This is a genomic window from Bradyrhizobium sp. CCGB20, assembly GCF_024199855.1.
Taxonomy (GTDB): Bacteria; Pseudomonadota; Alphaproteobacteria; order Rhizobiales; family Xanthobacteraceae; genus Bradyrhizobium.
This window is the reverse complement of sequence record NZ_JANADN010000001.1, coordinates 9,188,363-9,205,296: the sequence shown is the minus strand read 5'-3', so window position 1 is coordinate 9,205,296 and position 16,934 is coordinate 9,188,363. Positions and strand designations below refer to the sequence as shown.

17 protein-coding genes and 1 tRNA gene are annotated in these 16,934 nt (G+C 64.9%); 7 read left to right on the top strand and 11 right to left on the bottom strand.

Features of this window, described 5'->3' with window-relative positions:
- Positions 1 to 112 precede the first annotated feature (112 nt).
- Together NLM15_RS43330 and NLM15_RS43325 are read left to right on the top strand one after the other, a co-directional pair.
- Complete coding sequence (locus NLM15_RS43330) at positions 113 to 640, top strand: GNAT family N-acetyltransferase (protein WP_254124090.1); 528 nt, start codon at positions 113 to 115, stop codon at positions 638 to 640.
- A gap of 77 nt (positions 641 to 717) precedes the next feature.
- Positions 718 to 1,206: a Crp/Fnr family transcriptional regulator gene (locus NLM15_RS43325; RefSeq protein ID WP_254124089.1), complete on the top strand. Its 489-nt coding sequence runs from the start codon at positions 718 to 720 to the stop codon at positions 1,204 to 1,206.
- Here the strand turns inward: NLM15_RS43325 and NLM15_RS43320 are convergent.
- Positions 1,145 to 1,972 (bottom strand): metallophosphoesterase, encoded by an 828-nt coding sequence (locus NLM15_RS43320; RefSeq protein WP_254124088.1) that lies wholly within the window; start codon positions 1,970 to 1,972, stop codon positions 1,145 to 1,147. The two genes, NLM15_RS43325 and NLM15_RS43320, sit on opposite strands and share 62 nt — an antisense overlap.
- A gap of 201 nt (positions 1,973 to 2,173) precedes the next feature.
- Between NLM15_RS43320 and NLM15_RS43315 the strand changes: the two genes are divergently transcribed.
- The 3 genes from NLM15_RS43315 to NLM15_RS43305 all read left to right on the top strand — a co-directional run bounded on the left by NLM15_RS43315 (position 2,174) and on the right by NLM15_RS43305 (position 3,680).
- The gene (locus NLM15_RS43315) at positions 2,174 to 2,863 is read left to right on the top strand and encodes a DNA-3-methyladenine glycosylase I (protein WP_254124087.1); all 690 of its coding nucleotides are present in this window, start codon (positions 2,174 to 2,176) and stop codon (positions 2,861 to 2,863) included.
- Positions 2,864 to 2,888: 25 nt separating this feature from the next.
- Positions 2,889 to 3,182 carry a DUF1330 domain-containing protein gene (locus tag NLM15_RS43310; protein WP_254124086.1) on the top strand — a complete coding sequence of 98 codons (294 nt, stop codon included), beginning with the start codon at positions 2,889 to 2,891 and terminating at the stop codon, positions 3,180 to 3,182.
- A 204-nt stretch (positions 3,183 to 3,386) separates the two neighbouring features.
- The gene (locus tag NLM15_RS43305) at positions 3,387 to 3,680 is read left to right on the top strand and encodes a hypothetical protein (RefSeq protein WP_254124085.1); all 294 of its coding nucleotides are present in this window, start codon (positions 3,387 to 3,389) and stop codon (positions 3,678 to 3,680) included.
- Between the two features lie 121 nt (positions 3,681 to 3,801).
- Here the strand turns inward: NLM15_RS43305 and dinB are convergent, their stop codons facing one another.
- Entirely contained in the window at positions 3,802 to 4,902 is a 1,101-nt protein-coding gene (dinB, locus tag NLM15_RS43300) for a DNA polymerase IV (RefSeq protein WP_254124084.1), read from the bottom strand.
- 43 nt (positions 4,903 to 4,945) lie between these two features.
- On the opposite strand from dinB, the gene NLM15_RS43295 reads away from it, so the two are divergent.
- Both NLM15_RS43295 and NLM15_RS43290 read left to right on the top strand, forming a co-directional pair.
- The gene (locus NLM15_RS43295; protein ID WP_254124083.1) at positions 4,946 to 5,389 is read left to right on the top strand and encodes a TspO/MBR family protein; all 444 of its coding nucleotides are present in this window, start codon (positions 4,946 to 4,948) and stop codon (positions 5,387 to 5,389) included.
- Positions 5,390 to 5,483: 94 nt separating this feature from the next.
- Complete coding sequence (locus NLM15_RS43290; protein WP_254124082.1) at positions 5,484 to 5,693, top strand: hypothetical protein; 210 nt, start codon at positions 5,484 to 5,486, stop codon at positions 5,691 to 5,693.
- A 107-nt stretch (positions 5,694 to 5,800) separates the two neighbouring features.
- Here the strand turns inward: NLM15_RS43290 and NLM15_RS43285 are convergent.
- The 9 genes from NLM15_RS43285 to NLM15_RS43245 form a co-directional block, all read right to left on the bottom strand.
- A tRNA-Arg gene (locus NLM15_RS43285) sits at positions 5,801 to 5,877 on the bottom strand.
- A gap of 58 nt (positions 5,878 to 5,935) precedes the next feature.
- Positions 5,936 to 6,985 carry a diguanylate cyclase gene (locus NLM15_RS43280; protein ID WP_254124081.1) on the bottom strand — a complete coding sequence of 350 codons (1,050 nt, stop codon included), beginning with the start codon at positions 6,983 to 6,985 and terminating at the stop codon, positions 5,936 to 5,938.
- Position 6,986: 1 nt separating this feature from the next.
- Entirely contained in the window at positions 6,987 to 10,097 is a 3,111-nt protein-coding gene (locus tag NLM15_RS43275) for an EAL domain-containing protein (RefSeq protein WP_375166923.1), read from the bottom strand.
- A 174-nt stretch (positions 10,098 to 10,271) separates the two neighbouring features.
- The gene (locus NLM15_RS43270) at positions 10,272 to 11,357 is read right to left on the bottom strand and encodes a branched-chain amino acid ABC transporter permease (RefSeq protein ID WP_254124079.1); all 1,086 of its coding nucleotides are present in this window, start codon (positions 11,355 to 11,357) and stop codon (positions 10,272 to 10,274) included.
- On the bottom strand, positions 11,354 to 12,364 hold the full coding sequence (locus NLM15_RS43265) for a branched-chain amino acid ABC transporter permease (protein ID WP_254124078.1): 1,011 nt from the start codon (positions 12,362 to 12,364) through the stop codon (positions 11,354 to 11,356). Before NLM15_RS43265 ends, NLM15_RS43270 begins: the two co-directional genes overlap by 4 nt.
- Positions 12,361 to 13,083, bottom strand: a complete 723-nt coding sequence (locus tag NLM15_RS43260) for an ABC transporter ATP-binding protein (protein ID WP_254124077.1) — start codon at positions 13,081 to 13,083, stop codon at positions 12,361 to 12,363. The genes NLM15_RS43265 and NLM15_RS43260 overlap by 4 nt, the downstream gene beginning before the upstream one ends.
- Positions 13,080 to 13,844: an ABC transporter ATP-binding protein gene (locus NLM15_RS43255; protein ID WP_254124076.1), complete on the bottom strand. Its 765-nt coding sequence runs from the start codon at positions 13,842 to 13,844 to the stop codon at positions 13,080 to 13,082. The genes NLM15_RS43260 and NLM15_RS43255 overlap by 4 nt, the downstream gene beginning before the upstream one ends.
- Positions 13,845 to 13,907: 63 nt before the next feature.
- Positions 13,908 to 15,092, bottom strand: a complete 1,185-nt coding sequence (locus NLM15_RS43250) for a substrate-binding domain-containing protein (RefSeq protein WP_254124075.1) — start codon at positions 15,090 to 15,092, stop codon at positions 13,908 to 13,910.
- Positions 15,093 to 15,429: 337 nt separating this feature from the next.
- Positions 15,430 to 16,872, bottom strand: a complete 1,443-nt coding sequence (locus NLM15_RS43245) for a sigma-54-dependent Fis family transcriptional regulator (protein ID WP_254124074.1) — start codon at positions 16,870 to 16,872, stop codon at positions 15,430 to 15,432.
- Between the last annotated feature and the right edge of the window lie 62 nt (positions 16,873 to 16,934).

Sequence of the window (16,934 nt, the reverse complement as noted above, 5' to 3'; positions counted from 1 at the left end):
AGGGCAACGCATGGTTCGTTTTCGGCCGCAAGATTGGCAGCAATGTCCAAGCGGCAATTGCACGGCCTCGGCTAGGTGTTGCAAGCCACGCAACCCGCCGGGAGCCTCGCGCATGTCACAGTCATTGCTGGATGCCGTTGTCGCGTCAGCCGAAGCAAAGGGTGCGGTCCGTATCAGGCCCGCCGGCGCGTCCGACGTCGAAAGCCTCTCGGTCTATTTCACCAGCCTTTCCGCGACGTCGCGCAACAAGCGCTTCATGGGCGCGCGGGCGGACTTTGCCATGGTCGCGGCCGAATGCGTCGCCAGGGCCGGCCATGCCGATCATTTCACTTTGCTCGCGGAGCTCGGGCAGGAGGGGCAGGGCACGATCATCGGCGAAACCCATTACGCCTACGATGCGGCTGCACGGCATGGCGAGTTCGCGATTTCGGTCGCCGATGCGTTCCAGCGCACGGGTCTCGGCCTTCGGATGATGACGGCGATGGAGATGCGCGCGAGCGGTCTCGGTCACGCGATGATCGCAGCCGAGACCGCACGGGCAAATGCCGAAATGCGCGGCCTTGCGAAGAAGGCGGGCTTCGAGGACACCGGGCTTGGCGACTGGCAGTCGGTTCATCTCGCAAAGCGCCTGTCGCGCTAGCCGGGCTTGCCGCAAATTTGAGCAAGCGCGCGATGCGGATCGTGCTCTAGTGTCTCCCCTGACGGGAGTCTTTGGCGATGCGCGCAGTTCTGGACCATTGCAGCGGCGGAACCGAGCGGCAGGTTGCGGCCGGCACCCTCGTCGTTACCGAGGGCGGCACCAGCAGCGGCCACCTCTACGTGCTCGTGGAAGGCAAGCTCGAGGTGCTCAAGAGCGACATGGTGGTCGCGACCATCGCCGAGCCCGGCGCGGTGTTCGGCGAGATGTCCGTGCTGCTCGGGCTGCCGCATACCGCGACGGTACGGGCCTGCTCGGATTCGGTCATTTATGAATTCGAGGACGCGGCGTCGTTCCTCATCCAGCGGCCGGAGGTGGCGCTGCTGCTCGCGCGCACGCTGGCGCAGCGGCTCAACGCCGCCAACACCTATCTCGCCGATCTCAAGCGGCAATATGCCGGCCACGGCACGCATCTGGCCATGGTCGGCGAAGTGCTCCAGAGCATGATCAACCTGCCGCCGCTCGAGGTTTCGCCAGGCTCGGATCGGGAATCCGATCCAAGGATGTGAGCCAGTCGGGCGGCGCCTCGACATAGGAGGCCGGCCGCTTCAGCGGTGCATTGAGATCGATCCACTGCGCTTCGCCCGCCGCCAGCCAGAACGCCTGGCTGGCATCGAGGTCCAGCACGATATGGGTCGGCGGCCGGCCCGGTTGCAGCCCGGCGTTGAATACCCAGGTCTGACCCAGCCGGTCAAACCACGAGCCGTCGGCAATGAAGGGCGACTGGTGTACATGGCCCGAGATCACCATCGACGGCTGGTACTGCATGATCCACTGCACCAGCTCGACATCGCCGAAGAAGCGCTTGCCGCCCCAGCTCGTCGGCGAGTTCGCCGGTGGCGCATGATGGACCCAGATCCAGCGCTGCGGCCGCTTGATGGATGCATCGCGCAGCTGCTCGGCGATGCGCTGCTGAACCAATGGCCCGTCCCACCACGGGCAGACCGTGAACAGCGTGTCGCCGATGGCGAGGCTGTCGCCGTCGCAGGCAATGCCCAACTCGCGCACCTCCGAAATCCAGCGCGAGATCTTTTCGCCGTCCGCATTGCGCTCGTCGAGGTCGTGATTGCCGGAGCAGAGGATCACGCGGGTCTGCGCCGCGAGCAGCGCGAGGTACTTCTTCACCACCACGATCTGCGCGCGAAAATCCACCATCGAGCCGATGTCGAGGGCATCGCCGGCGAAGATCACGAGGTCGAATTGCGGAGCCGCGCTCACGAGCCAATCGAGCTGCGGCAGCGAATAGTGCAGGTCGGCCACGACGAGGCAGCGCATCGAAAATCCGTTCGCGATGAAAATGTCCGGGAATTCCAAAATGCTATCAAGCAAGAAGCAGACCAGAACGGCCCGTTTCCGTCAGTCCAATGAACGGCAGCATGCTGCGGCGCGCTGGCTTGCGCAAGTGCCCGGGCGCCGCAGGGCTGGACCGGACCATCGAATTCTGATGTCGTGGCGCACCCTCAACGCGGTGTCCGCATGACCTCCTTCAAGACCATTCGTGCCCGTGCCGAGAAGCGCAAGGGCGGCCCCGAGGCGCTGGACAAGCTGATGCCTGACAAGCCCGACTTGAAGGGTCTGGCAAAGCTCGGCGACGATCGCATTCTCGCCGAGATGACCAAACGGGTGTTTTGCGCCGGATTTGCCTGGAGCGTGATCGATTCGAAATGGGATGGCTTTGAAGCTGCCTTCCTGCGCTTCCAGCCGGCCAAGCTCAGCTTCCAGCCCGAGGACTATTGGGAGGGCCTGATGCGCGATGCGCGTATCGTGCGCAACGGCGCAAAGATCATGTCGGTGCGCGACAACGCCGCCTTCGTGCAGGAGATCGCGAAGGAGCACGGCAGCTTCGGAAAGTTCCTGGCGAAGTGGCCGCCATCCAACGAGATCGGCCTGCTCGACCTCCTCACCAAGCGGGGCAGCCGCTTGGGCGGCAACACCGGCCAGATGCTGCTGCGCTTCGTCGGCTGGGACGGTTTTGTGACGTCGAGGGACGTGGTGGCTTGCCTGCGCGATGCCGGCCTCGACATCGCCGAAGAGGTCAAGTCCAAGGGCGATCTCGCAAAGGTGCAGGCGCAGTTCAACGCCTGGGCCGAGGAGACCGGTCTGTCCTACACCTATCTGTCACGCATCTGCGCGCTGTCGGTCGGCGAGAACCGCAGCGATCACTAGGTCACGAAACACCAGGAGAACAAGAATGGCAAAAGCCTATTGGGTTGCCACCTATCGCGCGATCAAGAACCCCGACGCCATGGCGGCCTACGCAAAACTGTCGCGTCCGGCGATCGAGGCGGCCGGCGGCCGCGTGCTCGCGCGCGGAATGCCGGCTGCGGCGTTCGAGCTTGGCCAGATGGAACGCGTCGTCCTCATCGAGTTCGACAGCGTCGCGAGCGCCAGGGCGGCGTATGAAAGCCCGGCCTACAAGGTTGCGCACGACGCGCTGGGTGACGGCGCGGACCGCGACATCAGGATCGTCGAAGCCGCCGAGTAACACCGCGGCGCGGATCGTGGACATCGTGTGGCAATCCCGTGCCGCGAGCGCGGCGGATGCAACCCGCGATCACGAAATACATTTTTCCGGAACATTTGTGCGCAGCACCCGTTCGGGAGTTTGAGCCAGGCGAAACAGCGGCGCAGGGAACGCCCGTTCTGGCTCAACTCAATGCAACCCGACACGACAGAAACGGAGCAGCCCATGAAGCTCACATCCGAACAGGTGAAGCAGACCGTCAACCAACTCGGCGCTCAGGTGCTGCCCGACGAGCATCCCGCCATGCCGCAACTCAACAGCATGTTCGGCGAGCACACCTTCTTCGTCGATGAGACGGGCCTGAAGGTGCTCGAGCCGACCCCGTCGCTCAATGCAGAGCGTGAGACTGGCGAGGTCGTCAGCCTCGCCGACTGGAGCGACGCTGATCTGACACGCCTGATGGCCCACGAGCCCGAGCCGACCGGCGTGATCGTCGTGTTCGAGCACGTGAGGCATTGATTGGCCCGGGCGGATCGATTTTCATCGGTGGCGGGCGTGAAAATCCCGCCACCGTCTACGACGGGTTTGGAGCTGCGCCGCGGAGAGAGAGGCCGCGTTCGCCGAAGGCCTCCGGTCCGGTTCAAATGCCGAACGTCAGCTGCGGCTCCGCATCGTCGCCGATCTGGAGGGCAGCCAACGATACCCCAAGCAGTCTGACGCGCTTGGGCAGCGGCATCTCGACTTCGAGCAGGCCGCAGGCCAGCCGCTCCAGTTCGTCCCGGCCTGCAACCGGTGCTGTGACGGACCTGCTGCGCGTGATGATCTCGAAGTCGGCAAACTTGATCTTGAGGGTGACGGTGCGCCCCCGGTTGCCGGTCGCCTCGCAATGGCGCCAGACCTTGTCGACGAGAGGTTTGAGCTCGGCGACCAGCACGTCGAATTCGCTGAGATCGGTCGAGAACGTGGTCTCCGCGCCGATCGATTTGCGGATCCGGTTGGCCCGGACCGGCCGTTCGTCGACACCGCGCGAGATCCAGTAGTAATAGGCGCCCGACTTGCCGAAGTTCGCATTCATGAACTCCAGCGTCTGGTTACGGATGTCGAGCCCGGTAAACAGGCCGAGCGCGTTCATCTTCGCACTGGTCGCCGGACCGATCCCATGGAACTTGCCGACGGGCAGCGTCTCGACGAAGGCGGGTCCCATCTCCGGCGAGATCACGAACTGGCCGTTCGGCTTGCGATGATCGGAGGCGAGTTTGGCCAGAAACTTGTTGTAGGAAATGCCCGCCGAGGCGTTCAGACCCGTCTCGGCCTTGATCTTCTCGCGGATCCGAAGTGCGACGTCCCGCGCCAGCGGAATGCCTTGCAGGTTTTCGGTCACGTCGAGATAGGCCTCGTCGAGCGACAGCGGCTCGATGATGGGCGTGTGCTCGGCAAAGATGTCGCGGATCTGCCGGGAGATCGCCTTGTAGACCTCGAAGCGCGGCCTGACGAAGATCAGCTCGGGACATTGCCGCTTCGCGGTCACCGATGGCATGGCGGAGCGAACGCCGAACTTGCGGGCCTCGTAACTGGCGGCCGCAACCACGCCGCGCTCCGCGGAGCCTCCGACGGCGACCGGCTTGCCGCGCAGGTCCGGATTGTCGCGCTGTTCCACGGACGCATAGAAGGCATCCATGTCGATATGGATGATCTTGCGGACGGGCGAGGCGTCGCCCGTCACCGTGTCGGATTCGCTCATGGAAGGATGATACAATCGGGCAGGGGCAAGCGCGAGGAGATGGATGCTTCAATTGTCGTTCGTCGTCGTCGCCGTGGTCGGCATCGGCTGGCTGATCGGTGCGACCAATCTTCCCGGAGACTGGTATGCGGGCCTCGCCAAACCGGGTTTCGTGCCGCCGAACTGGGCGTTTCCGGTGGCCTGGACGATCCTTTATATCCTGATCGCTATCGCCGGCTGGCGGACCTTTCGCCGTGAGCCATCGGGTCAAGCGATGCAGGTCTGGGTCGCGCAGCTGGCTCTCAATTTCATCTGGTCTCCGATGATGTTCACGATGCATCAGATCGGAGCCGCGCTCGTCATCCTCATTGGCCTGTTCGTCGCGATCGTGACTTACATCAGTCTCGAGACATCACGGGACAGGTTGGCAGCCGCATTGTTCGTACCTTACGCAGCCTGGGTCGCGTTTGCCGGCGTACTCAATGCGGCCATCTGGCGATTGAATTGAGGCGTTCAGTCGAAGGTTCATCAAAGAGCAGTCTCAGGCTTGTGAGTGGCAGGCCTAGGCACGCGATCCTATATGGGCGTGGAGAGGACAGCCCATGCAATACAGCTCCGAGCTCATTCAGACCATGCGTCAGGCACTCGAGACCGTGATGGCGAGCGTGCCGGCCCATCAGTCGGTGTTCGGTCTGAAAGCCGCTGTCGCCGAATGCATCCTGAACGCGGCCGCGCACGGCCAGACGTCGTACGACGGACTGGTGACGTCGGCGTCCGATCAGGTCCAGGCGATCATTTCGATGCTGACGTGAGCGGGTGCTCTGGGCAGAGCAGACGCTGCGCATTGGAGCCGTGAAGCATTGACCGCTAGCGGTCGGGCGACGAGAAGAAAGCCGATTGGGAAAACCGCGCCACGAAGTGGCGCACCCGACACGATTCGAACGTGTGACCTTTGCCTTCGGAGGGCAACGCTCTATCCAGCTGAGCTACGGGTGCAATGGGCCTCATTTAGCCGATTGGCGGGGGGCGGGCAACCGCTTCTCGCCGGGAGATTTTAGGCCGATTTGCGGGCGGCGCGGCCAGGAACCGGCTCCCGGCCGTGACAGGCGAATTCGGCAAGCACGCGTTCGGCGCAGATGACGCGGTTGCGGCCGAGCCTTTTGGCCGCATAGAGCGCCTCGTCGGCCGCACCCAGCAGCCGGTCGGGGCCACCGTCGGCTTCGCCGGGAATATGGCTGGCGACGCCAACGCTGAGGGTGACGTGGTCGCCGGCTCCAATGGCGCCATGGGCGATCCGCAAGGCCATGACGGCACGGCGGATCTCCTCGGCGATGACGCAGGCGGGATCGCAATCCATGTCCGGCAGGATCAGTGCGAACTCCTCCCCGCCATAGCGGCTGGCGAGGTCGAGCGGACGGGTGGCATGGCGGCTGACGACATCAGCGACCGCGCGCAGGCACTCGTCGCCGGTCTGGTGGCCGTGGCGGTCGTTGAACAGCTTGAAATGATCGACGTCGACGAACAGCAGCGCCATCGGCTTCCGCGTCCGCTGCGCGCGGGCCCATTCCGTCATCAGCATCTGGTCGAAGGCGCGGCGGTTCGACAGGCCGGTCAGCCCGTCCTTGGTCGCGAGCTCCTTGAGCGCCATCTCGGCGCGCTTCTGATCGGTGAGGTCGCGCAGCGTCTCCACCACGGCGATCAGATGGCCGGCCTCGTCGTGGATCGGGCCGGCGTCGATCGCGAGATAGAGCTGGCTGCCGAGCTTGGGCATCACGCACCAGTTCTCCGCGGAAAAGCCGAGCCCGTTGTGGCCGCGCGCGGCATATTCCGAATAAAACTCCGGCAGCTGCTCGGGACGGTCGAGCGCGACCAGGTCGGCGAGGCACGGGCGCCTGGTCTCGTAGAAGGCCTGCCAGTGTTTCGTCGTGCCGATCACCTCCGAGGCGGCAAGCCCGGTCAGCCGCTCGCAGGCTCTGTTCCAGATCACGACGCGGCGCTTCGGGTCGATCACGAAGGTCGGCACCACCAGGTGCTGCATCAGCCGCACGGCATAGGAATCCGCGACGTCGACGGCTTTCGTGGACGCTTTCTTCGGCCTGGCCATTTCAGGCGACCGCCGCCACCGGCACGGCATTGTTCGGACCGAACAGCTTTCGCACTTCGGCGGCCGGCTTCGGCTTGCTGAAAAGATAACCCTGCATCTCCGTGCAGCCGAGCGCGCGCAGCATCTCGCGCTGCGCCTCGGTCTCGACGCCCTCGGCGACCGTGGTCATGTTGCTGGCAGCGGCGATGTTCACCACCGCCTGCACGATGACAGGCGCGCCGCTGGTCTCCGCGATGTCGGCGACGAAGCAGCGGTCGATCTTGATCTTGTCGAACGGGAAGCGCTTCAGATAGCTCAGCGAGGAATAGCCGGTGCCGAAATCGTCGAGCGCGATGCGCACGCCGATGGAACGGAGCTGGTGCAGGATCGAGAGCGCGGCCTCGTCGTCGCGGATCAGCACGGCCTCGGTGATTTCGAGCTCGAGCCGGCGCGGGTCGAGTCCGGAAGCGGCGAGCGCGCCCGCAATCCGTAGCGCCAGCGTGTCGCATTTGAGCTGCACCGGCGAGACGTTGACCGCGATCCGCACATGCGCCGGCCAGGTCGCGGCCTCGTTGCAGGCCATGCGCAGCACCCAGTCGCCGAGCTCGTTGATCAGCCCGGTATCCTCGGCGACCGGAATGAACTCCGCCGGCGACACCCAGCCGCGTTCGGGATGCCGCCAGCGCAGCAGCGCCTCGCAGCCCGACACGCCGTTGGTGCGCAGGTCGACCAGCGGCTGGTAGTGGATCTCGAAGCCGCCATTCACCAGCGCCTGGCGCAAATCCTGCTCCATGGTCAAGCGCGCCTTGGCGCTCGCGTCCATCTCCGGCTCGAAGAAGCGGTGGGTGCGGCGTCCCTCGGCCTTGGCGCCGTACATCGCAAGGTCGGCGTGCTTGATGAGCTGGTCGAGGTCGGTGCCGTCCTGCGGCGCCAGCGCGATGCCGATGCTGGCGTCGGTGGAGAGCTGATGGCCGAGGCAATGATAGGGCTGACGGATCGCCTCGTAGATCCGCGTCACGAATGCCAGCACGTCCGCAGAAGACTGGATCCCGGTCTGGATCACCGCGAATTCGTCGCCGCCGAGCCGTGCGATCAGGTCACCGCGCTTGAGGCAGCCGCGGAGGCGGGTCGCGATCGCCTTCAACAGCTCGTCGCCGACGTGATGGCCGAGCGAATCGTTGATGCCCTTGAATTCGTCGACGTCGATATAGAGCAGCGCGAACTGGCAGCCATCGGCGACCTTCGCCAGCTCGCGTTCGATCTGTTCTCGGAACAGCGTGCGGTTCGGCAGGTCGGTCAGCGCATCGTAATGCGCCATATGCGCGATCTTCTCATGGGCGCGCCGCCGCTCGGTGACATCCTCGACGACACTGATGAGGTAGCGCGGCTCGCCGGACTTGTCGCGAATGCCGATGCGGGTCGAGGTGATATGGCGCAGTCCCTTGGTCTGGCTTGGCCAGGGATGTTCGTCCTTGAACATCCCCGTTGCGGCCTGGAGCGCCGCGGTGTCGTCCTCGGTGACGAGCCTGGCTACGTCATCCGGGTATATGTCGAAGGGGGCCTTGCCGACGATGTCTTCGCCCGATTTGCCGAATTGCTCCTCGGCGCTCCGGTTGACAAGCAGATACTGCCGCGTCTGGGCGTCCTTCACCGTGATCTGCGAGGGGATGTGATCGATGATCTCGCGCAGGAACATGTAGTTGCGGTCGCGTTCCTGCTCCAGATCGCGCCGCTCGGTGATCTCCTCGATCGTGGCGACCCATCCGCCCTGCACGAGCGGGGTGTTGATGACCTGGAAGGCGCGGCCGTTGGGCAGCTCGTGGATCCTGGTGGAAACCGTGCCTTCGGCGACGACCCTCATCACATTGGCGCAAAACGCATCGACGTCGCCGCTGAACGAGCCACGCTCCTTGCGGTGTTGCATGGCATCGCGAATGTGACAGCCGGGCTTGATGACATCCGTGGAAAGGCCGAACATGTCGGCGTAGCGGCGGTTGCAGGTGACGATGTAACCGGCGGCGTCGTACAGGATCAGCCCTTGCGACATGTTGTTCAGAGCGGTGTCGAGCCGCCGCCGCTCCGCTTCCAGCCGCTCCTGGGACTCGCGGTTCTGACGATTGATCTGGCGAACGATCAGGAAGAGGATCAGCGCGATCACGGTGGCCGAAAGCGTCGCCGTGGTGACCATGAAGCCGGTCTGCTGCCGCCAGTCCGCCAGCGCGGCGCTCGTGGTGTTGGTCGCGACGATGACCAGCGGGAAATGCGAAAGCGAGGCCGCCGACCCGAGGCGATCCTCGCCGTCGATCGGACCCTTGACCCGCAGCGTGTGCCGGCCACCTTCGGCCAGCATCTTGCGCATCAGCGGGGCGTCCCTGAAATTCCTGCCGATCAGCTCTTCGACATGCGGGTAGCGGGCCAGCATCTTGCCTTCACGATCGAACAGCGAGATGGCCGCGCCTTCGCCGAGCGCGACGGAAGCGAAATAGTGATGATAGTTGTCGGGATCGATCCGGCGCACCATGACGCCGAGGAACGTGCCGTCCGGCATGTTCAACCGCCGCGCGACGACCGTGGTCCATTTGTCGATGAGGTAGCTGCGCACGGATTCCAGCAGCACCGGCTCGGATCGCGGGTTCGACTTGAAGGTCTGGAAATAGGCGCGGGAGGCGACGTTGATCTTGGGCAGCGGCTGGGCGCGGGACCAATTGACGATTTCGCCCTCCGCGTCGTAGATCACGATGTCGCCGAGGTAGGATACCGCGCTGATCTTGCCGCGCAGCATCTGGTTTGCTGCAGGCCCGGACATCCGCTCGCGGAACATCGCGGGTGAGGTGATCTCCGGCAGATTCATCTGGCCGATCAGGTCGGCGGCGACGACGTCCGAATCTTCAAACTGCTGGTCGAAGTGCCGCGCGATCAGCTGCACCGTGTTTTCCAGCTCGCGCTCGCGGTTGGCGAGGGTCCGTTCGCGGAATTCGCCGACGGCCATGGCGGTCACGGCGAAGATGCCCGCGACCAGCAGCACGCCGCACAGGGTCAGCCACAGCACCGGTCCGCGCCGCATCGTTGCCTCCCAGCCGTTCTTCGCGGCTAAGGACATTCCGGCTGCGACCCCTGACAAGACCTGGCCCATTCCCCCTCCCTGGAGGAACAGGATTACACCGCACAAATGGCGCAAACCTTAGGAAAGCCAGTTACCTAAGCATTAATCCGGTTGCGCAGCTGCGCCAGAGTGCATCCAGGCGTGAATCACTTCGCGGTTGCACGACGGGCGCAGCAATCGCTGCGCTGCATCATTAATCGAAGCTTAATGCGAGGCGCCCGCACTCTTGCCGCTGCCGACATTGCGCAGCCGGCCGACCACGCCGGTCGGGAAGAAGTAGACGCTGGCGATGAACAGCAGGCCGAGCCACAGCAGCCAGCGATCGGGATGCAGCAGCCCCGGCAGCAGCGGCAGGCCGGCTTCGCTCGCCGCCTTGGAGGCGACGCCCATCAGCGATTGCAGATAGTTCTGGGCGAGGATGAAGATGGTGGCGCCGATGATCGCGCCGTAGATCGTGCCCATGCCGCCGATCACGACCATCAGGAGGATGTCGAGCATGATCGAGAAGCTGAGCGAGGTGTCGGGGCCGGCATAGCGCAGCCACAACGCGTTCAAGATGCCGGCGCTGGCGGCGACCAGCGCGGCGAGGCAGTTGGCGTAGGTCAGGTGGAAAACGGTGCGGAAGCCGAGCGCCTCGGCGCGAAACCGGTTCTCGCGGATCGCCTGGAGCACGCGCCCGAACGGCGAGTTCACGACACGCAACAAGGCGAGGATCATCAGGGCCGAGACGGCGAATACCAGGTAGAAGGTGAGGATGCGGCCGTTGATCTCGAAGCCGAACAGGTTCTTGGAAATCAGCACCGTGCCGGGGCGAAGCAGTTCGGGCAGCTGAAAGCTGCGTCCGTCCTCGCCGCCGGTCAGCCAGGAGAGCTGCGAGGCCAGCACCTGGAAGGCGGAGGCGACCGCGAGCGTGATCATGGCAAAGAAGATCGCGGCAACCCGCAGCGAGAACAGGCCGATCGCGAGCGCGAGCAGCGCCGCGAGTGGCAAGCCGACGACGATGCCGGTTGCGACCGCGGCCCAGTTCGGACCCATCCCGTACAGCGCGATCGCGATCGCGTAGCTGCCGATGCCGTAGAACATGGTGTGGGCGAACGACACCGAGCCGGTATAGCCGAGCAGGAGGTCGTAGGACGCGACCAGTGCGGCGAAGACGCAGATCTTGGCCGCGACGTTCAGCGCCTTGGCGCCCGGGAACAGGAACGGCGTCGCCGCCAGCGCCAGGATGATGACGACGAGAACGAGCGTGAGCACGCGGCTGCGCGGCGGGTCACCGGAGAGAAGCATCATCGGCTGGTCACCGCATAGAGGCCGCGTGGCCGCCACATCAGAATGGCGACCATCAGCAGGATGTTGGAGACGAGGGCGAGCTTCGGCACCAGGAAGCCGCCATAATTGGCGACCATCGCCACCAGGATGGCGCCGATGAAGCAGCCTCCGATCGAACCGAGGCCGCCGATGATCACGACGATGAAAATCAGGACCGTGAGATCGTCGCTCATGGAGGCATGGACCTGCTCGCGATAGAGCGCCCACATCACGCCGCCGAGGCCGGCGAGCGCCGAGCCCGTCATGAACACGCCGAGGAACAGCCGGCGGATGCGGTAGCCGAGCGCCTCGACCATCTCGCGGTTCTCGACGCCGGCGCGGATCAGCAGGCCAAGCTTGGTGCGGTTGAGCACGAGCTGGATCGCGATGAAGACCGCAAGGCCGATCAGCATCGCCAGCACGCGGTATTTGGCGATTGCGACGTCGCCGAGGATGAAGGAGCCGCGCAGCGATGTCGGCAGCGGCATCGGGATGATCTGCGGCCCCCACAGCGCATAGAGCGTCTGCTCGGCGACGATCAGGCCGCCCGTCGTCATCAGGATCTGCTTCAGATGCTGGCCGTAGACGGGCAGGATCAGCACGCGCTCGACGACCAGGCCGAGTGCGCCCGATACCGCCATCGACAGCAGCGCCGCCGGCGCCAGCACCGCAAGGTTGACCCAGAGCGAATCCGCCTGCATCGAGGCCGCGAACGGCGCCAGCACCAGCGTTGCGACATAGGCGCCGACCGCGATGAAGGCGCCGTGGCCGAAATTGAGCACGTCCATCAGGCCGAACACCAGCGTCAGGCCGGAGGCCATGATGAAGATCATCATGCCCATCGCGAGGCTCGCGGCGGTCAGTGTCAGCCAGGAGCTGGTCGATCCGATCAGCGGGATCATGAGAAGCGCGACTGCGATCGGCAGCAGGATCGGCGCGATGTCGCGCTTCGGCTTCGGCAGCGGATCGGTTGCGGCGATTTCAGTCACTGATGCGCCTCCAGGCTCAGGCCGAGCAGCCGCTCCTGCAGCGGCACGTCGGCGGCAAGCGCCGCCATCTCGCCGCGATGGACGATGGTGCCGTTGTCCATGACCAGCACGTTGTCGCCGAGCTCGCGGGCGGCAAAGAAATTCTGTTCGACCAGCAGGATCGTCGCGCCCTTGCGCTTGATCTCCTTCAGGCACTCGATCAGCGCCATCACGATCGCGGGCGCCAGCCCCTTGGTCGGCTCGTCGATCAGCAGCAGCTTGCGCGGTTCGACGATCGCGCGTGCGATCGACAACATCTGCTTCTGCCCGCCCGAGAGGCTTCCCGCCCGCGACAGCCAGAACCGGCGCAGCGCCGGGAAGAAGCCGAAGATCCAGTCGAGCTGGGTGTCGTCGAGCGGCCCGTCGCGCGCCGCCAGCACCAGGTTCTCCTTCACCGTGAGATCGGAGAACACCGCCATGCTCTCAGGCACATAGCCGACGCCGAGCCGGGCGATGTCGGGCGTGGCGCGGCTCTCGATGCGCTCGCCGGCGAGGCTGATCTCGCCACTCGAGGCCTGCCACAGGCCCATGATGGTGCGCAGCGTCGTGGTCTTGCCGGCGCCGTTGCGGCCGAGCAGCATCGTGACCTGGCCCTGAGGGGCCGCGAGGTCGATGCCCTGGAGGATGTGGTAGCGGCCGATATGGGTGTGTACGCCGGAGAGCTTGAGGAGGTCTGTCATGCGGCGCTCTTCGGTGCGACGCCGAGATAGGCTTCCTGCACGATCGGCGAGGCGATCACTTCGGCCGGCGGACCATCCGCAACAAGCTGTCCGTTATGCAGCACGATGATGCGGTCGGCGAGCGAGCGCACCACGTCCATCTTGTGCTCGACCAGGAGGATGATCTTGCTCCTGTCCTGCTTGAGCTGCGCGATCAGGTTCAGCACGACCGGCACCTCGTCGATGCTCATGCCCGCGGTGGGCTCGTCGAACATGAACACTTTGGGTTCGAGCGCGATCATCAGCGCGACCTCGAGCTTGCGCTGGTCGCCATGCGACAGCGCAGTTGCCGCGACGCCGCGGCGATTGCCGAGTGCGACCTGGTCGAGGATGGCATCGGCCCGGGCGATCAGGTCGCGGCGAACCATCCAGGGCCGCAGCATGTCGTAATGGGTGCCGCTGGCGGCCTGCACGGCAAGGCGGACGTTCTCTTCCACGGTGAGGTTCGGAAACAGGTTGGTGAGCTGGAAGGCGCGGCCGAGGCCGGCGCGGGTGCGCATTGGCGCGGAATGCTGGGTGATGTCGGCGCCGTCGAACAGGATGCTGCCGTGTGAGGCGCGCAGCTGGCCCGAGATCAGGTTGAAATAGGTGGTCTTGCCGGCGCCGTTCGGGCCGACGATCGCGGTGAGCTCGCCCGGGCGAAAGCTGCAGGTGACGTTGTTGACCGCGACATGACCGCCGAAGCGGATGGTGAGGTCGCGGGTCTCTAACGTCAGGGCCATCAGGATAACTCTGGAAGATGGAGGAATCCTCTCCCCGCGCCTGCGGGGAGAGGGGATTTGATATCAGCGCTTGTTGCGGACCGGAACGTCCATGTCCTCGATCTTCAGCTCGCGCACCGGCTCGAGCACGGCCCAGGCGACGTTCGGATCGACCTTGACCTTGAAGTGATACATGCTCTGGAGCGCCTGATGGTCCTCCTTGCGGAACACCATCTTGCCCTTCGGCGTGTCGAACTCCAGGCCTTCCATCGCCGTGATCAGCTTCTCGGTGTCGGTCGACTTCGCCTTGGTGACGGCGGCGACGACGGACATCGCGGCGGCAAAACCGCCCGCGGTGAAGAAGTCCGGCGGCGCGTTGAAGCGCTTCTGGTGCTCGGCGACGAACCAGTCGTTCACCGGGTTCTTCGGGATCTCATAGAAATAATAGGTCGCGCCTTCCATGCCCGGCAGGCTCTTATAGGCGGCGAGCGCCGGCAGGATGTTGCCGCCGGTCGACAGCTCGATGCCGTAGCGCTTCGGATCCATATCCTGGAGCTTGGCCAGCGGATTGCCGGCGCCGGCCCAGATCACCCAGATCACCTTGCGGCCGGGCTTGTCCTTCAGCGCATCGAACAGGCGCTGGCCGACCGCGGTGAAGTCGGTGGTGTTGGTCGGAGCATATTCTTCCGCGGCGAGCGTCGCGCCGGTCTTGGCGAGCGCCTCCTTGAAGGCGGCGACGCCGTCGCGGCCGAAGGCGTAGTCCTGCGCCAGCGTCGCGACGGTGACGCCCTGCTTGCCGATCGCGACCGCGTTCGAGATCGCGTCCTGCGACGAATTGCGCCCGGTGCGGAAGATGTAGCGATTCCACTTCTCGCCGGTAATCTGGTCCGCGACCGCGGGCTCGACGATCAAAATCTTCTTGTTCTCCTCGGCGACCGGGAGAATGGCGAGCGCGGCGGCCGACGAGGTCGTGCCGATCGCGATGTCCGCCTTGTCGTCCTGATAGGCTTCGGCCAGCGCCGCCTTCGAAAGGTCCGGCTTGCCCTGGTCGTCCTTGGTGATGACGACGATCTTGCGACCGTCGAGCGTCATGGTGCCCTTGGTGGCGTATTCGAAACCCATTTGCAGGCCGATCTCGGTCTGCTTGGCGTAGGCTTCGAGCGGGCCGGTCTTGCCGTAGATCAATGCGACCTTGAGGTCGTCGGCTTGCGCGGAGGTACTCGCCGCCAGGCCGAGGATGGCTGCTGTGAGAATGAGCGATCGACGCACGATGGTTCCTCCTTGATGAACTGTCTTGGTCACAGCGATTTGCACAGCTGTGCAAACATTGCAATTCCACCTTCAGGCGGAGCTTGCGTGAGGCGCATGTGACAGTCTCTTGACGCGCGTACCGCGACCGCGGCGTTCGCGTCGGCGAAGCCGCGTGATGCCACGTCTCGCACCAGCCCATGCGTTTCCTCAAGCCGGCCCAGAGCAAGCTCTGCGCCAGTTGCCGCATTGCGTCGGAATGGCTGAAAATGCGGCAGATAATCCGCGAATGGCACAGCCGGACACCGGCATCGCGCTGTCAGGAATCCGAGACTCCGGACACGTGCCGTCTCGAAAGTCAGACAGGCGGCGATCCCGACGCGAGGCCGAACTTGGCGAGCTTCTTGTAGAACGTCGCGCGCGAGATGCGCAGCATCCGCGCGGCTTCCGAGATCTGCCCGTTGCTGGCGGCGAGTGCGTGCTCGAGCGTCTGCTTCTCGAACTCCGCCTCCGCTTCGGCATAGGGGACGACCGGGCCGGTCGTCCGCTGTACGGGCGCCGGGCCGGCATCCGCACCGACCGGCAGGATGTGGACGAAATCGTCGCCGGTCAGGCGCCCGGAATCGCTCAGGATCAGCGCACGTTCCAGGACGTTGCGGAGCTCGCGGACGTTGCCGGGCCAGTCGTAGCGCGCGAGCGCCGACAATCCGCTCGGTGTGATCCTGGCATTGAGGAAATCGCCGGAAGCACTGATGTCCTCGATCAGCCGCGCGCAGATGTCGGGGAGATCGCCCTGGGATTTGCGCAGAGGCGGCAGGTCGATCGAGAGCACGTTGAGGCGGTAGTAGAGATCGGCGCGGAAGGCGCCGTCGCTGACGCGCTTGCGCAAATCCACGTTGGTCGCGGCAATCACGCGCACATCGACCTTGGTGATCTTGTCCGAGCCGAGTGGCTCGATCTCGCGCTCTTGCAACACGCGCAGGAGCTTGGCCTGCAATTGCAGCGGCATCTCGCCGATCTCGTCGAGGAACAGCGTGCCGCCGTCGGCGACCCGGAATTTCCCCTCGCGCCCCCTGCGGTCGGCGCCGGTATAGGCGCCCGGCGCGGTGCCGAAGAATTCGGACTCGATCAGCGTTTCCGGGATCGCCGCGACATTGACGCTGACGAACGGCTTGTCCGCGCGCGAGGACGCATTGTGGATCGCCTGGGCCAGCAGCTCCTTGCCGGTGCCGGTCTCGCCGGTGAGCAGCACGGTCACGCTCTGCCGCGCCGCGCGTTTGGCGAACTCCTTGGCCTGCGCGATTCCCGGTGTCGTGCCGACGAAATCGGCGAACGTGAAACGCGCCGCGCGGGCGTTGGACAATTGCCGCCGCGCCAGCCGCAGATCGCTCTCGAGCTGGGCGACGCGGGCGAGCAGCGGCTTGAGGCTCTCGAGGTGGTCATAGAGCACGAAGCCGATCGCGCCGATGACGTTGCGGTCCTCGTCCTCGATCGGCATGCGCGTCACCACGAGCTGCTCGCCGCCAAGCTCCATGATGTCGAGCAGGATCGGCTCGCCGCTCTCGGCCACGTTCCGCATCAGGCTGTTCGGGATGATCTCCTCGATCGGCCGGCCGATCGCTTCCGCCGTCTGCTTGAGACCGAGCGAGGCCAGATATTTCTCGTTGACGTAGATGACCCGCCCGCCGCGATCGATCGCGATCGCGCCCTCGCACAGATGCTCCAGCCGCTCGAACAGCGTCACCATCGCCCGCGCGCGGACATAGGCGGGATCGCTGACGTCTAGGTGGGAGGCGGACATGACATACCCCGGGGGAGGTCCGCCTGTTTCTTACCAAAAGCGCAATAATTTCAAAGGGGAAT

What these genes read in the sequence shown, in the direction of transcription:
- NLM15_RS43330 (WP_254124090.1), top strand. Translation starts at nt 113, where the DNA reads ATGTCACAGTCATTGCTGGATGCCGTTGTCGCGTCAGCCGAAGCAAAG.
- NLM15_RS43325 (WP_254124089.1), top strand. Translation starts at nt 718, where the DNA reads ATGCGCGCAGTTCTGGACCATTGCAGCGGCGGAACCGAGCGGCAGGTT.
- NLM15_RS43320 (WP_254124088.1), bottom strand. Translation starts at nt 1,972, where the DNA reads ATGCGCTGCCTCGTCGTGGCCGACCTGCACTATTCGCTGCCGCAGCTC.
- NLM15_RS43315 (WP_254124087.1), top strand. Translation starts at nt 2,174, where the DNA reads ATGACCTCCTTCAAGACCATTCGTGCCCGTGCCGAGAAGCGCAAGGGC.
- NLM15_RS43310 (WP_254124086.1), top strand. Translation starts at nt 2,889, where the DNA reads ATGGCAAAAGCCTATTGGGTTGCCACCTATCGCGCGATCAAGAACCCC.
- NLM15_RS43305 (WP_254124085.1), top strand. Translation starts at nt 3,387, where the DNA reads ATGAAGCTCACATCCGAACAGGTGAAGCAGACCGTCAACCAACTCGGC.
- dinB (WP_254124084.1), bottom strand. Translation starts at nt 4,902, where the DNA reads ATGAGCGAATCCGACACGGTGACGGGCGACGCCTCGCCCGTCCGCAAG.
- NLM15_RS43295 (WP_254124083.1), top strand. Translation starts at nt 4,946, where the DNA reads ATGCTTCAATTGTCGTTCGTCGTCGTCGCCGTGGTCGGCATCGGCTGG.
- NLM15_RS43290 (WP_254124082.1), top strand. Translation starts at nt 5,484, where the DNA reads ATGCAATACAGCTCCGAGCTCATTCAGACCATGCGTCAGGCACTCGAG.
- NLM15_RS43280 (WP_254124081.1), bottom strand. Translation starts at nt 6,985, where the DNA reads ATGGCCAGGCCGAAGAAAGCGTCCACGAAAGCCGTCGACGTCGCGGAT.
- NLM15_RS43275 (WP_375166923.1), bottom strand. Translation starts at nt 10,097, where the DNA reads ATGGGCCAGGTCTTGTCAGGGGTCGCAGCCGGAATGTCCTTAGCCGCG.
- NLM15_RS43270 (WP_254124079.1), bottom strand. Translation starts at nt 11,357, where the DNA reads ATGATGCTTCTCTCCGGTGACCCGCCGCGCAGCCGCGTGCTCACGCTC.
- NLM15_RS43260 (WP_254124077.1), bottom strand. Translation starts at nt 13,083, where the DNA reads ATGACAGACCTCCTCAAGCTCTCCGGCGTACACACCCATATCGGCCGC.
- NLM15_RS43255 (WP_254124076.1), bottom strand. Translation starts at nt 13,844, where the DNA reads ATGGCCCTGACGTTAGAGACCCGCGACCTCACCATCCGCTTCGGCGGT.
- NLM15_RS43245 (WP_254124074.1), bottom strand. Translation starts at nt 16,872, where the DNA reads ATGTCCGCCTCCCACCTAGACGTCAGCGATCCCGCCTATGTCCGCGCG.